Source organism: Pseudomonas sp. 1 R 17 (genome assembly GCF_900067035.1).
In the GTDB taxonomy this organism is placed as follows: domain Bacteria; phylum Pseudomonadota; class Gammaproteobacteria; order Pseudomonadales; family Pseudomonadaceae; genus Aquipseudomonas; species Aquipseudomonas marginalis.
In genome coordinates this window covers 210,505-224,369 of sequence record NZ_FKLB01000018.1, presented here as the reverse complement: position 1 = coordinate 224,369, position 13,865 = coordinate 210,505, and the positions used below count along the sequence as shown (strand labels likewise).

General features: G+C 54.3%; 10 protein-coding genes, 4 tRNA genes and 2 rRNA genes. All 16 read left to right on the top strand.

Annotated elements, in window-relative coordinates:
- Window positions 1-28: 28 nt before the first annotated feature.
- The 16 genes from BFP99_RS03150 to rpoB all read left to right on the top strand — a co-directional run bounded on the left by BFP99_RS03150 (window position 29) and on the right by rpoB (window position 13,806).
- A 23S ribosomal RNA gene (locus BFP99_RS03150) occupies window positions 29-2,920 on the top strand.
- A gap of 152 nt (window positions 2,921-3,072) precedes the next feature.
- Window positions 3,073-3,188 (top strand): 5S ribosomal RNA (gene rrf / locus BFP99_RS03145).
- Window positions 3,189-3,354: 166 nt separating this feature from the next.
- The gene (gene birA, locus BFP99_RS03140) at window positions 3,355-4,314 is read left to right on the top strand and encodes a bifunctional biotin--[acetyl-CoA-carboxylase] ligase/biotin operon repressor BirA (RefSeq protein WP_065924110.1); all 960 of its coding nucleotides are present in this window, start codon (window positions 3,355-3,357) and stop codon (window positions 4,312-4,314) included.
- Window positions 4,304-5,053, top strand: coding sequence for a pantothenate kinase (locus BFP99_RS03135; protein ID WP_065924111.1), 750 nt, complete (start codon window positions 4,304-4,306; stop codon window positions 5,051-5,053). The genes birA and BFP99_RS03135 overlap by 11 nt, the downstream gene beginning before the upstream one ends.
- A gap of 7 nt (window positions 5,054-5,060) precedes the next feature.
- Window positions 5,061-5,507, top strand: coding sequence for a hypothetical protein (locus BFP99_RS03130; protein WP_065946604.1), 447 nt, complete (start codon window positions 5,061-5,063; stop codon window positions 5,505-5,507).
- Window positions 5,508-5,649: 142 nt separating this feature from the next.
- Window positions 5,650-5,734: transfer RNA gene (locus BFP99_RS03125), tRNA-Tyr, on the top strand.
- 23 nt (window positions 5,735-5,757) lie between these two features.
- Window positions 5,758-5,831: transfer RNA gene (locus tag BFP99_RS03120), tRNA-Gly, on the top strand.
- Window positions 5,832-5,857: 26 nt separating this feature from the next.
- Window positions 5,858-5,933, top strand: a tRNA-Thr gene (locus tag BFP99_RS03115).
- A 159-nt stretch (window positions 5,934-6,092) separates the two neighbouring features.
- Window positions 6,093-6,168: transfer RNA gene (locus BFP99_RS03110), tRNA-Trp, on the top strand.
- A gap of 45 nt (window positions 6,169-6,213) precedes the next feature.
- Window positions 6,214-6,582, top strand: a complete 369-nt coding sequence (secE, locus tag BFP99_RS03105; RefSeq protein WP_027605162.1) for a preprotein translocase subunit SecE — start codon at window positions 6,214-6,216, stop codon at window positions 6,580-6,582.
- A gap of 9 nt (window positions 6,583-6,591) precedes the next feature.
- Complete coding sequence (nusG, locus tag BFP99_RS03100; RefSeq protein ID WP_003176436.1) at window positions 6,592-7,125, top strand: transcription termination/antitermination protein NusG; 534 nt, start codon at window positions 6,592-6,594, stop codon at window positions 7,123-7,125.
- A 117-nt stretch (window positions 7,126-7,242) separates the two neighbouring features.
- On the top strand, window positions 7,243-7,674 hold the full coding sequence (rplK, locus tag BFP99_RS03095) for a 50S ribosomal protein L11 (RefSeq protein WP_003176435.1): 432 nt from the start codon (window positions 7,243-7,245) through the stop codon (window positions 7,672-7,674).
- Entirely contained in the window at window positions 7,674-8,369 is a 696-nt protein-coding gene (gene rplA / locus BFP99_RS03090) for a 50S ribosomal protein L1 (RefSeq protein ID WP_003176434.1), read from the top strand. The genes rplK and rplA overlap by 1 nt, the downstream gene beginning before the upstream one ends.
- 199 nt (window positions 8,370-8,568) lie before the next feature.
- The gene (gene rplJ / locus BFP99_RS03085; RefSeq protein ID WP_003176433.1) at window positions 8,569-9,069 is read left to right on the top strand and encodes a 50S ribosomal protein L10; all 501 of its coding nucleotides are present in this window, start codon (window positions 8,569-8,571) and stop codon (window positions 9,067-9,069) included.
- A 78-nt stretch (window positions 9,070-9,147) separates the two neighbouring features.
- Window positions 9,148-9,513, top strand: a complete 366-nt coding sequence (gene rplL / locus BFP99_RS03080) for a 50S ribosomal protein L7/L12 (RefSeq protein WP_053138313.1) — start codon at window positions 9,148-9,150, stop codon at window positions 9,511-9,513.
- Between the two features lie 219 nt (window positions 9,514-9,732).
- The gene (gene rpoB / locus BFP99_RS03075; RefSeq protein WP_027605164.1) at window positions 9,733-13,806 is read left to right on the top strand and encodes a DNA-directed RNA polymerase subunit beta; all 4,074 of its coding nucleotides are present in this window, start codon (window positions 9,733-9,735) and stop codon (window positions 13,804-13,806) included.
- Window positions 13,807-13,865: the final 59 nt, after the last annotated feature.

The window sequence follows — 13,865 nt, the reverse complement described above, 5'->3', positions numbered from 1 at the left end:
AGTATAACCAGATTGCTTGGGGTTATATGGTCAAGTGAAGAAGCGCATACGGTGGATGCCTTGGCAGTCAGAGGCGATGAAAGACGTGGTAGCCTGCGAAAAGCTTCGGGGAGTCGGCAAACAGACTTTGATCCGGAGATGTCTGAATGGGGGAACCCAGCCATCATAAGATGGTTATCTTGTACTGAATACATAGGTGCAAGAGGCGAACCAGGGGAACTGAAACATCTAAGTACCCTGAGGAAAAGAAATCAACCGAGATTCCCTTAGTAGTGGCGAGCGAACGGGGACTAGCCCTTAAGTGGCTTTGAGATTAGCGGAACGCTCTGGAAAGTGCGGCCATAGTGGGTGATAGCCCTGTACGCGAAAATCTCTTAGTCATGAAATCGAGTAGGACGGAGCACGAGAAACTTTGTCTGAATATGGGGGGACCATCCTCCAAGGCTAAATACTACTGACTGACCGATAGTGAACTAGTACCGTGAGGGAAAGGCGAAAAGAACCCCGGAGAGGGGAGTGAAATAGATCCTGAAACCGTATGCGTACAAGCAGTGGGAGCCCACTTTGTTGGGTGACTGCGTACCTTTTGTATAATGGGTCAGCGACTTATTTTCAGTGGCGAGCTTAACCGAATAGGGGAGGCGTAGCGAAAGCGAGTCTTAATAGGGCGTCTAGTCGCTGGGAATAGACCCGAAACCGGGCGATCTATCCATGGGCAGGTTGAAGGTTGGGTAACACTAACTGGAGGACCGAACCGACTACCGTTGAAAAGTTAGCGGATGACCTGTGGATCGGAGTGAAAGGCTAATCAAGCTCGGAGATAGCTGGTTCTCCTCGAAAGCTATTTAGGTAGCGCCTCATGTATCACTGTAGGGGGTAGAGCACTGTTTCGGCTAGGGGGTCATCCCGACTTACCAAACCGATGCAAACTCCGAATACCTACAAGTGCCGAGCATGGGAGACACACGGCGGGTGCTAACGTCCGTCGTGAAAAGGGAAACAACCCAGACCGTCAGCTAAGGTCCCAAAGTTATGGTTAAGTGGGAAACGATGTGGGAAGGCTTAGACAGCTAGGAGGTTGGCTTAGAAGCAGCCACCCTTTAAAGAAAGCGTAATAGCTCACTAGTCGAGTCGGCCTGCGCGGAAGATGTAACGGGGCTCAAACCATACACCGAAGCTACGGGTATCACGTAAGTGATGCGGTAGAGGAGCGTTCTGTAAGCCTGTGAAGGTGAGTTGAGAAGCTTGCTGGAGGTATCAGAAGTGCGAATGCTGACATGAGTAACGATAATGGGTGTGAAAAACACCCACGCCGAAAGACCAAGGTTTCCTGCGCAACGTTAATCGACGCAGGGTTAGTCGGTCCCTAAGGCGAGGCTGAAAAGCGTAGTCGATGGAAAACAGGTTAATATTCCTGTACTTCTGGTTATTGCGATGGAGGGACGGAGAAGGCTAGGCCAGCTTGGCGTTGGTTGTCCAAGTTTAAGGTGGTAGGCTGGAATCTTAGGTAAATCCGGGATTCTAAGGCCGAGAGCTGATGACGAGTTAACTTTTAGTTAACGAAGTGGTTGATGCCATGCTTCCAAGAAAAGCTTCTAAGCTTCAGGTAACCAGGAACCGTACCCCAAACCGACACAGGTGGTTGGGTAGAGAATACCAAGGCGCTTGAGAGAACTCGGGTGAAGGAACTAGGCAAAATGGCACCGTAACTTCGGGAGAAGGTGCGCCGGTGAGGGTGAAGGACTTGCTCCGTAAGCTCATGCCGGTCGAAGATACCAGGCCGCTGCGACTGTTTATTAAAAACACAGCACTCTGCAAACACGAAAGTGGACGTATAGGGTGTGACGCCTGCCCGGTGCCGGAAGGTTAATTGATGGGGTTAGCTAACGCGAAGCTCTTGATCGAAGCCCCGGTAAACGGCGGCCGTAACTATAACGGTCCTAAGGTAGCGAAATTCCTTGTCGGGTAAGTTCCGACCTGCACGAATGGCGTAACGATGGCGGCGCTGTCTCCACCCGAGACTCAGTGAAATTGAAATCGCTGTGAAGATGCAGTGTATCCGCGGCTAGACGGAAAGACCCCGTGAACCTTTACTATAGCTTTGCACTGGACTTTGAATTTGCTTGTGTAGGATAGGTGGGAGGCTTTGAAGCGTGGACGCCAGTCTGCGTGGAGCCAACCTTGAAATACCACCCTGGCAACTTTGAGGTTCTAACTCAGGTCCGTTATCCGGATCGAGGACAGTGTATGGTGGGTAGTTTGACTGGGGCGGTCTCCTCCTAAAGAGTAACGGAGGAGTACGAAGGTGCGCTCAGACCGGTCGGAAATCGGTCGTAGAGTATAAAGGCAAAAGCGCGCTTGACTGCGAGACAGACACGTCGAGCAGGTACGAAAGTAGGTCTTAGTGATCCGGTGGTTCTGTATGGAAGGGCCATCGCTCAACGGATAAAAGGTACTCCGGGGATAACAGGCTGATACCGCCCAAGAGTTCATATCGACGGCGGTGTTTGGCACCTCGATGTCGGCTCATCACATCCTGGGGCTGAAGCCGGTCCCAAGGGTATGGCTGTTCGCCATTTAAAGTGGTACGCGAGCTGGGTTTAGAACGTCGTGAGACAGTTCGGTCCCTATCTGCCGTGGACGTTTGAGATTTGAGAGGGGCTGCTCCTAGTACGAGAGGACCGGAGTGGACGAACCTCTGGTGTTCCGGTTGTCACGCCAGTGGCATTGCCGGGTAGCTATGTTCGGAATAGATAACCGCTGAAAGCATCTAAGCGGGAAACTAGCCTCAAGATGAGATCTCACTGGGACCTTGAGTCCCCTGAAGGGCCGTCGAAGACTACGACGTTGATAGGTTGGGTGTGTAAGCGCTGTGAGGCGTTGAGCTAACCAATACTAATTGCCCGTGAGGCTTGACCATATAACACCCAAGCAATTTGCGTCGAAAGGCCAGATTGCGGTGTGTGAAGACGCAATGAACCGAAAGTTCGAGATTTCACAAAACACCGACAGCTGTCACATACCCAATTTGCTGAAGCGAGGCCAGCCGGCCACGACTCAGTACCCGAATTTCTTGACGACCATAGAGCATTGGAACCACCTGATCCCATCCCGAACTCAGCAGTGAAACGATGCATCGCCGATGGTAGTGTGGGGTTTCCCCATGTGAGAGTAGGTCATCGTCAAGATTAAATTCCGAAACCCCATTTGCGAAAGCAGGTGGGGTTTTGTTTTGGGCGGTCGAAAAGTGCGAAGAGGCGCCTCGGGAGGGTCTTCAATGCTAAAGTCCGGCCTTTCTATGCAATGACCCTGCGCATGGCTATCATGCGTGCCTCATTGTGAGGCGATACTTGCATGCTGACGTTGTTAGAACTTCTAAAAGATGGCCGATTCCATTCCGGAGAAGCACTTGGCGCAGCCCTGGGCGTTAGTCGCAGTGCAGTCTGGAAGCAGCTCCAGCATCTTGAGGCCGAATTGAATCTGCCGGTCCACAAGGTTCGTGGGAGGGGATATCAATTAGCTTCGCCGCTGGTTTTCTTGAGTTCCGAGCAGATTGCACTGCATACGTCTTCCCTCGCATGGCCTATCCATATCTACGACTCCATCGACTCGACAAATGCCGAGGCTCTGCGCCTTGTTGAGGTTGAGCGTGCGACGCCGTACCTGGTGCTTGCGGAGCAGCAAACGGCGGGAAGAGGGCGACGTGGTCGAAAGTGGGTCAGCCCATTCGCTCAGAATGTGTATTACAGCCTCTTATTGCGTATCGAGAATGGTCCGCGACAGCTGGAAGGCCTGAGCCTTGTGGTTGGCTTGGCGGTAATGCAGGCGCTGCGTGAGTCTGGAGTGCGGGGGGCGGCTCTGAAGTGGCCAAACGACGTCCTGGTGGGGCAGAAGAAGATTGCCGGGATTTTACTGGAGCTCGTAGGGGATCCTGCGGATATTTGCCACGTTGTCCTCGGCATCGGTATTAACGTGAATATGCAGAAGGCTGAAGAGGTTGATCAGCAATGGACGTCAGTGCAGTTGGAGACGGGGTCTCCAGTTGATCGTAACTCTCTGGTGGCACGCCTGTGCTTGCAGTTGCAAAGCTACTTGGATCGACACAGGGCGCAAGGTTTTTCATCGCTTCGGGATGAGTGGGAAAAAGGTCATGCCTGGCAGGGAAAGGCAGTGTCACTCATAGCGGGTGCCAACCGTGTCGATGGGGTGGTGCTGGGTATCGACGGTCAGGGGGCATTACGTTTAAGTGTCGGTGGTGTTGAGAAAACATACAGTGGTGGTGAGTTAAGCCTGAGGTTGCGTGATGATTCTTGAGCTCGACTGTGGGAATAGCTTCATCAAGTGGCGCGTACTTGATTCGGATCGGGCGACGGCATCTGCAGAAGGTGTCGCTAGTTCGGATGTTGCATTGATTGAAAGCCTGTCAGTGCTGCCTGGTGTGTTATTGACACATTGCCGGTTGGTAAGTGTTCGTGCTCTGGACGAAACAAAAAATCTGGTTGAGGCGCTGGTGGAGGCCTTTGGCGTTGCGGTTTCCTGCGCTGTTTCTGCCCGAGAAATGGCTGGGGTGCGCAACGGTTACGAAGATTTCGAGCGTCTTGGCCTTGATCGTTGGTTAGCAATGCTGGGCGGCTTCAAATTGGCGTCGGGCGCATGCCTGGTGCTTGATTTCGGTACGGCTGCTACTGCAGATTTTGTTGCTGGCGATGGTGAGCATTTAGGTGGCTTCATCTGTCCTGGTATGCCCCTCATGCGTAATCAGCTGCGCACGCATACGCGCAAGATACGTTACGACGATGCAGCTGCTGAAAGAGCCTTGGAGCGTCTATCGCCAGGGCATACGACCGTAGAGGCTGTAGAGCGTGGCTGTACGTTGATGCTCAGAGGGTTTGTGCTGACCCAGCTTGAGCTGGCCCGAAGTTATTGGGGTGATAACTTCACTGTATTCCTGACGGGTGGCGATGCTGATTTGGTGAGGGATGCCGTGCCTCAGGCTCGACTCGTTCCTGATTTGATTTTCGTAGGTCTGGCAATGGCGTGCCCTTTATCTTGAGGTGTTTATGCGTTGGCTGTTTTTGCTTTTATTGATCCTGAACGTCTTCTACTACATATGGCATCAGCAAGAGGCGCCGTTGCGTGCTAAAGACGTGACCCCTCTGAGCCTCTATCGGAATACGCAGCAGGATATTCGCCTGCTGAGCGAGTCTTCCGACGCTGTGGTGCGCAAGGATCGGGCTAAGGCATCTGATGCGCAAAATACTTGCTTATACATTGGTGGCTTTGCCGACCAGCGACAGGCGCAATTCCTTGAGCAGCGCCTCACTAGCCTGGATATAAAGGTTAAGGTACAGCTGCTGAGTGCTCCTGATGCGCAAGGTTACTGGCTTCGAGTTGCCCCGGAAAGCCGACGCCTGGCTGACGACCTACCCTTTGAAAACCTTGCTAAGGAATTCAATGAGTTAAAACATAAAATAATGCTGTGCGAAGGCATTGCAACTCTCGAATAGTTTGCATAGAATGGCGCCCGCTTCGCAGTGAAGACCTTTAAGGTCTAAGGTGCGAAGCGAAGGTCAATGCAGCTAACCTCATATTTTTAATGAGAAAATGCTTGACAGAAGGCCGGCGTGATGTAGAATGCCGGCTCGCTTAGGAGGGGTTCCCGAGCGGCCAAAGGGATCAGACTGTAAATCTGACGTCTACGACTTCGAAGGTTCGAATCCTTCCCCCTCCACCATTTTAGCGTGAGCTGCAAGCTCCGCGGGTATAGTTTAGTGGTAGAACCTCAGCCTTCCAAGCTGATGATGCGGGTTCGATTCCCGCTACCCGCTCCAAGTTTGCAGGTTGTGCATTGTGTTTCGCTCTTGTAGCTCAGTTGGTAGAGCACACCCTTGGTAAGGGTGAGGTCAGCGGTTCAAATCCGCTCAAGAGCTCCATATAACAAGGCAGATATGAAAATATCTGCCTTTGTTTTAACGGCTGGCTCGGCTTGATGGTGTTTAGATTGCTTGTTGTTGAGTGATTTCAAGTCTTTGGGGGTTGGTTGTTGTAAAGTCTTTTTCGGGTCTGCATAATGGTCGGCCTGATTTTGTTTTAGGTCAGTAGCTCAATTGGCAGAGCGACGGTCTCCAAAACCGTAGGTTGGGGGTTCGATTCCCTCCTGACCTGCCAGATTCGCATGGTGTGTCTGGCTTTCTTTTCACAGGATCTTCATAGATGACTCCTAAGGCTGAAGCTCAAAGCTCTCGTTTCGATCTCGTCAAGTGGCTCGCTGTGGTCGCTTTGGTGGTCGTGGGCGTTGTTGGCAACCAGTACTATTCTGCTTCGCCGATCCTGTACCGCGTTCTCGTTTTGCTCGCCCTTGCTGCTGTAGCTGCCTTTGTAGGCCTGCAGACTGCCAAAGGCAAGTCTTTCGCGGTCCTGGTGAAGGAAGCTCGCACCGAAATTCGTAAAGTCGTTTGGCCAACTCGCCAAGAAACCACGCAGACCACGTTGATTGTTGTGGCTGTTGTTCTGGTTATGGCGTTGCTGTTGTGGGGTCTTGATTCCCTGCTCGGCTGGCTTGTTTCCTTGATTGTTGGCTAAGGGTGTCCCGTGGCTAAGCGTTGGTACGTTGTGCATGCTTACTCGGGTTACGAGAAGCATGTTATGCGCTCTTTGCTGGAGCGCGTAAAGCTGGCAGGCATGGAAGATGGCTTCGGCGAAATTCTGGTTCCCACTGAAGAAGTGGTTGAAATGCGGAATGGTCAGAAGCGCAAGAGTGAGCGCAAGTTCTTTCCTGGCTACGTGCTGGTGCAGATGGACATGAATGAGGGTACTTGGCACTTGGTCAAGGACACTCCTCGTGTTATGGGCTTCATCGGCGGTACTGCTGATAAGCCTGCTCCGATCACTGACAAAGAGGCAGAAGCAATTCTGCGTCGTGTCGCCGACGGTAGCGACAAGCCCAAGCCGAAGACGTTGTTCGAGCCGGGTGAGGTTGTTCGTGTTACGGATGGTCCGTTTGCTGATTTCAACGGGACTGTCGAAGAGGTTAACTACGAAAAGAGCCGGATCCAGGTCGCGGTGCTCATTTTCGGTCGCTCTACTCCGGTAGAGTTGGAATTCAGCCAGGTCGAGAAGGTCTAGCTGAGTAAGCATCCCAACCCCGCAGCCTTAGGCTGTGGGGTTTTGTCGTCACTGGGATAAACGCGCAAGTAACCGGGGAGCCTTTCGAGGCGCTTGAACCCGTAATTGGAGTGCCTCATGGCCAAGAAGATTACCGCTTACATCAAGCTGCAAGTGAAGGCCGCTCAGGCCAACCCAAGCCCACCTGTTGGTCCAGCCCTGGGTCAGCATGGCGTGAACATCATGGAATTCTGCAAGGCTTTCAACGCCCGTACTCAGGGTCTTGAGCCAGGTCTGCCGACTCCAGTGATCATCACTGTATACAGCGACCGTAGCTTCACTTTCGAAACCAAGTCGACCCCGGCTTCGGTTTTGCTGAAGAAGGCTGCTGGTCTGACTAGCGGTTCCGCTCGTCCTAACACCGTTAAGGTTGGCACCGTAACTCGTGCTCAGCTGGAAGAAATCGCGAAAACCAAAAACGCGGATCTGACTGCAGCTGATATGGATGCAGCCGTGCGTACCATCGCCGGTTCTGCTCGTAGCATGGGCCTTAACGTGGAGGGTGTGTAATGGCTAAGCTGACCAAGCGCCAAAAGGCTATCGCCGGCAAAATCGAAGCGGGCAAGTCCTACAATTTTGTAGACGCTGCTGCTCTGCTGACCGAGCTGTCGACTGTCAAGTTCAGCGAGTCCGTTGACGTTGCTGTAAACCTGGGTGTAGACCCACGTAAATCTGACCAGGTCGTTCGTAGCGCTACTGTGCTGCCACACGGTACTGGTAAGACTGTTCGTGTAGCTGTCTTTACTCAAGGCCCTGCAGCTGAAGCTGCTCTGGCCGCCGGCGCTGACCGCGTTGGTATGGACGACCTGGCTGCCGAAATGAAAGGCGGCGACCTGAACTACGACGTAGTTATTGCTTCCCCGGACGCAATGCGTGTTGTGGGTCAATTGGGTCAGATCCTGGGTCCACGTGGCCTGATGCCTAACCCTAAGGTCGGCACCGTAACGCCAGACGTAGCTACCGCGGTTAAAAACGCCAAGGCTGGTCAGGTTCGTTATCGTACCGACAAAAACGGCATCATTCACACCTCCGTTGGCAAGGTCGGCTTCGACGCCGTCAAGCTGAAGGAAAACGTTGAAGCCCTGATCGCCGATCTGAAGCGTATCAAGCCAGCTTCCTCGAAAGGTATCTACGTCAAGCGCGTTACCCTGAGCACCACCATGGGCCCAGGTCTGGTCATCGACCAAGGCTCGCTGGACGTATAAGACGCAAATTGGCGTAAGCGATTGCGCCAATTGAAAGATTGGGGTCCCTGCCTGGCGGGGGCTATCCAAGACCGTAGGCGACGCAAGTCTTAAACCAACAAGCCTACGCAGATGGTGCTCCCGGTTCCTTACCGAATCAGACACCAAAACGACATCCGGCTCCGGCCAGATGAAACGGTAACAAGCAGGAGTTAAACCCGTGGCAATTAATCTCGAAGACAAGAAGGCCATCGTCGCTGAAGTCAACGAGGCTGCCAAAGCTGCTCTGTCCGCTGTCGTGGCTGATGCCCGTGGTGTGACAGTAGGCGCTATGACCGGACTCCGTAAAGAGGCTCGTGAAGCTGGCGTGTACGTACGTGTTGTACGTAACACCCTGCTCAAGCGCGCTGTTGCTGACACTGAATACAGTGTCCTCAATGACGTGTTCACCGGCCCGACTCTGATTGCGTTCTCCAAGGATCATCCAGGCGCTGCTGCCCGTTTGTTCAAAGAGTTCGCTAAGAGTCAGGATAAGTTCGAGATCAAGGCAGCTGCGTTCGAGGGCAAGTTCCTCGCAGCTAACCAAATCGACGTACTGGCAACACTGCCGACCCGTAACGAAGCCATTTCGCAGCTGATGAGCGTGATTCAAGGCGCTACCAGCAAGCTGGCTCGTACTCTGGCTGCAGTTCGCGAGCAAAAAGAAGCTGCCGCAGCCTAAGGCTGAGCAACTTCTCTCGCGTATTTTTGTTTATTTCGATGGCCGCGTAGGCCGTCCCCCAATTCAGGAAATACAGCAATGTCTATCTCCCAAGACGATATCCTCAACGCCGTAGCTGAAATGTCGGTTCTGCAGGTTGTTGAGCTGATCAAAGCTTTCGAAGAAAAATTCGGCGTTTCCGCTGCCGCTGCTTCCGCTGGCCCAGCTGCTGCTGCTGCCGTTGTTGAAGAGCAAACCGAATTCAACGTCATGCTGCTGGAAGCTGGCGAGAAGAAAGTTAACGTCATCAAGGCAGTACGTGAACTGACCGGCCTGGGCCTGAAAGAAGCCAAGGCTGTAGTTGACGGCGCTCCTGCTATGGTTCTGGAAGCAGTGACCAAAGACGCAGGCGACAAAGCTAAAGCAACTCTGGAAGAAGCAGGCGCTAAAGTCGAGCTGAAGTAAGCATCGACCTTGCGTCTCCAGCCCAAGCGTTAAGCTGAAGGCTGATGGCTGGTGGCTCTTGCCACCGGCCTTTTTCCGTTCTTGGCTGTCGACTCGGTCGCCGCCATTAACGTGCTGTAGCCACCCGATGCGGTGGTGCAAACCATGGGGTTTGCAAGATTTTCTGGCTGCTCCCGTCGGGAGGGCCAAACAAGCAGGTGACCAAGCTGGGGAACGCTGATGGCTTACTCATATACTGAGAAAAAACGTATCCGCAAGGACTTTAGCAAGTTGCCGGACGTCATGGATGTCCCGTACCTTCTGGCTATCCAGCTGGATTCGTATCGTGAATTCTTGCAGGCGGGAGCGACCAAAGATCAGTTCCGCGACGTGGGCCTGCATGCGGCCTTCAAATCCGTTTTCCCGATCATCAGCTACTCCGGCAATGCTGCGCTGGAGTACGTCGGTTATCGCCTGGGCGAACCGGCATTTGATGTCAAAGAATGCGTGTTGCGCGGTGTTACGTACGCCGTACCTTTGCGGGTAAAAGTCCGTCTGATCATTTTCGACAAAGAGTCGTCGAACAAAGCGATCAAGGACATCAAAGAGCAAGAAGTCTACATGGGCGAAATCCCATTGATGACTGAGAACGGTACCTTCGTTATCAATGGTACCGAGCGTGTTATCGTTTCCCAGCTGCACCGTTCCCCGGGCGTGTTCTTCGATCACGACCGCGGCAAGACGCACAGCTCCGGCAAGCTCCTGTACTCCGCGCGGATCATTCCGTACCGCGGTTCGTGGTTGGACTTCGAGTTCGATCCGAAAGACTGCGTGTTCGTGCGTATCGACCGTCGTCGCAAGCTGCCGGCCTCGGTACTGCTGCGCGCGCTCGGTTACACCACTGAGCAAGTCCTGGATGCGTTCTACACCACCAACGTATTCAGCCTGAAGGATGAAACCCTCAAGCTGGAGCTGATCGCTTCGCGTCTGCGTGGTGAAATTGCTGTCCTGGACATTCAGGATGAAAAGGGCAAAGTCATCGTTGAGGCTGGCCGTCGTATCACTGCGCGCCACATCAACCAGATCGAAAAAGCGGGTATCAAAGAGCTGGAAGTTCCCCTGGACTATGTCCTGGGCCGTACTACCGCGAAGGTCATCGTTCACCCGGCTACAGGCGAAATCCTGGCTGAGTGCAACACCGAGCTGAACACCGAGATCCTGGCCAAAATTGCCAAGGCGCAGGTTGTTCGCATCGAGACCCTGTACACCAACGATATCGACTGTGGTCCGTTCGTCTCCGACACCCTGAAGATCGACTCCACCAGCAACCAATTGGAAGCGCTGGTAGAAATCTATCGCATGATGCGTCCTGGCGAGCCACCAACCAAAGACGCCGCAGAAACCCTGTTCAACAACCTGTTCTTCAGCCCTGAGCGCTACGACCTGTCTGCGGTCGGCCGGATGAAGTTCAACCGTCGTATCGGTCGCACCGAGATCGAAGGTTCGGGTGTGCTGTGCAAGGAAGACATCGTTGCGGTCTTGAAGACTCTGGTCGACATCCGTAACGGCAAAGGCATCGTCGATGACATCGACCACCTGGGTAACCGTCGTGTTCGCTGCGTAGGCGAAATGGCCGAGAACCAGTTCCGCGTTGGCCTGGTGCGTGTTGAGCGTGCGGTCAAAGAGCGTCTGTCGATGGCTGAAAGCGAAGGCCTGATGCCGCAAGACCTGATCAACGCCAAGCCAGTGGCTGCGGCGGTGAAAGAGTTCTTCGGTTCCAGCCAGCTCTCGCAGTTCATGGACCAGAACAACCCGCTTTCCGAGATCACCCACAAGCGCCGTGTTTCCGCACTGGGCCCGGGCGGTCTGACCCGTGAGCGTGCTGGCTTTGAAGTGCGTGACGTACACCCGACTCACTACGGTCGTGTATGCCCAATCGAAACGCCGGAAGGCCCGAACATCGGTCTGATCAACTCCCTGGCCGCCTATGCGCGCACCAACCAGTACGGCTTCCTTGAGAGCCCGTACCGTGTGGTGAAAGACGCCCTGGTCACCGACGAGATCGTGTTCCTGTCCGCCATCGAAGAAGCTGATCACGTGATCGCTCAGGCTTCGGCCACGATGAACGACAAGAAGGTCCTGATCGACGAGCTGGTAGCTGTTCGTCACCTGAACGAGTTCACCGTCAAGGCGCCGGAAGACGTCACCTTGATGGACGTATCGCCGAAGCAGGTAGTTTCGGTCGCAGCGTCGCTGATCCCGTTCCTGGAACACGATGACGCCAACCGTGCGTTGATGGGTTCCAACATGCAGCGTCAAGCTGTACCGACCCTGCGTGCCGACAAGCCGCTGGTAGGTACCGGCATGGAGCGTAACGTAGCCCGTGACTCCGGCGTTTGTGTCGTGGCTCGTCGTGGCGGCGTGATCGATTCCGTTGATGCCAGCCGTATCGTGGTTCGTGTTGCTGATGACGAAGTTGAAACGGGTGAAGCCGGTGTCGACATCTACAACCTGACCAAATACACCCGCTCGAACCAGAACACTTGCATCAACCAGCGTCCGCTGGTGCGCAAGGGTGATCGCGTTCAGCGTAGCGACATCATGGCTGACGGTCCGTCCACCGATATGGGTGAATTGGCTCTGGGTCAGAACATGCGCATCGCGTTCATGGCATGGAACGGCTTCAACTTCGAAGACTCCATCTGCCTGTCCGAGCGTGTGGTTCAAGAAGATCGCTTCACCACGATCCACATTCAGGAACTGACCTGTGTGGCGCGTGACACCAAGCTTGGGCCAGAGGAAATCACTGCAGACATCCCGAACGTGGGTGAAGCTGCACTGAACAAGCTGGACGAAGCCGGTATCGTTTACGTAGGTGCTGAAGTGGGTGCGGGCGACATCCTGGTTGGTAAGGTCACTCCGAAAGGCGAGACCCAACTGACTCCGGAAGAGAAGCTGCTGCGTGCCATCTTCGGTGAAAAAGCCAGCGACGTTAAAGACACCTCCCTGCGTGTACCTACCGGTACCAAGGGTACTGTCATCGACGTGCAGGTCTTCACCCGTGACGGCGTCGAGCGTGATGCTCGTGCACTGTCCATCGAGAAGACCCAGCTCGACGAGATCCGCAAGGACCTCAACGAAGAGTTCCGTATCGTTGAAGGCGCGACCTTCGAACGTCTGCGTTCCGCCCTGGTAGGCCACAAGGCTGAAGGCGGCGCAGGTCTGAAGAAAGGTCAGGACATCACCGACGAAATCCTCGACGGTCTTGAGCACGGCCAGTGGTTCAAACTGCGCATGGCTGAAGATGCTCTTAACGAGCAGCTCGAGAAGGCCCAGGCCTATATCGTTGATCGTCGCCGTCTGCTGGACGACAAGTTCGAAGACAAGAAGCGCAAACTGCAGCAGGGCGATGACCTGGCTCCAGGCGTGCTGAAAATCGTCAAGGTTTACCTGGCAATCCGTCGCCGCATCCAGCCGGGCGACAAGATGGCCGGTCGTCACGGTAACAAAGGTGTGGTCTCCGTGATCATGCCGGTTGAAGACATGCCGCACGATGCCAATGGCACCCCGGTCGACGTCGTCCTCAACCCGTTGGGCGTACCTTCGCGTATGAACGTTGGTCAGATCCTTGAAACCCACCTGGGCCTAGCGGCTAAAGGTCTGGGCGAGAAGATCAATCGTATGATCGAAGAGCAGCGCAAGGTTGCTGACCTGCGTAAGTTCCTGCACGAGATCTACAACGAGATCGGCGGTCGCAAGGAAGAGCTGGATACCTTCTCCGACCAGGAAATCCTGGATCTGGCGAAGAACCTGCGCGGTGGCGTTCCAATGGCTACCCCGGTGTTCGACGGTGCCAAGGAAAGCGAAATCAAGGCCATGCTGAAACTGGCAGACCTGCCAGAAAGCGGCCAGATGCAGCTGTTCGACGGCCGTACCGGCAACAAGTTCGAGCGTCCGGTTACTGTTGGCTACATGTACATGCTGAAGCTGAACCACTTGGTAGACGACAAGATGCACGCTCGTTCTACCGGTTCGTACAGCCTGGTTACCCAGCAGCCGCTGGGTGGTAAGGCTCAGTTCGGTGGTCAGCGTTTCGGGGAGATGGAGGTCTGGGCACTGGAAGCATACGGTGCCGCTTACACTCTGCAAGAAATGCTCACAGTGAAGTCGGACGATGTGAACGGTCGTACCAAGATGTACAAAAACATCGTGGATGGCGATCACCGTATGGAGCCGGGCATGCCCGAGTCCTTCAACGTGTTGATCAAAGAAATTCGTTCCCTCGGCATCGATATCGATCTGGAAACCGAATAACACGTGACGCGAATCGAGAGCGGGGCTGTTTAGCCCGCTCTCTGCTCCGCCAGGAGGAA

Coding starts and splice junctions, on each gene's coding strand:
- birA (WP_065924110.1), top strand. CDS start 3,355: ATGCTGACGTTGTTAGAACTTCTAAAAGATGGCCGATTCCATTCCGGA.
- BFP99_RS03135 (WP_065924111.1), top strand. CDS start 4,304: ATGATTCTTGAGCTCGACTGTGGGAATAGCTTCATCAAGTGGCGCGTA.
- BFP99_RS03130 (WP_065946604.1), top strand. CDS start 5,061: ATGCGTTGGCTGTTTTTGCTTTTATTGATCCTGAACGTCTTCTACTAC.
- secE (WP_027605162.1), top strand. CDS start 6,214: ATGACTCCTAAGGCTGAAGCTCAAAGCTCTCGTTTCGATCTCGTCAAG.
- rplK (WP_003176435.1), top strand. CDS start 7,243: ATGGCCAAGAAGATTACCGCTTACATCAAGCTGCAAGTGAAGGCCGCT.
- rplA (WP_003176434.1), top strand. CDS start 7,674: ATGGCTAAGCTGACCAAGCGCCAAAAGGCTATCGCCGGCAAAATCGAA.
- rplL (WP_053138313.1), top strand. CDS start 9,148: ATGTCTATCTCCCAAGACGATATCCTCAACGCCGTAGCTGAAATGTCG.
- rpoB (WP_027605164.1), top strand. CDS start 9,733: ATGGCTTACTCATATACTGAGAAAAAACGTATCCGCAAGGACTTTAGC.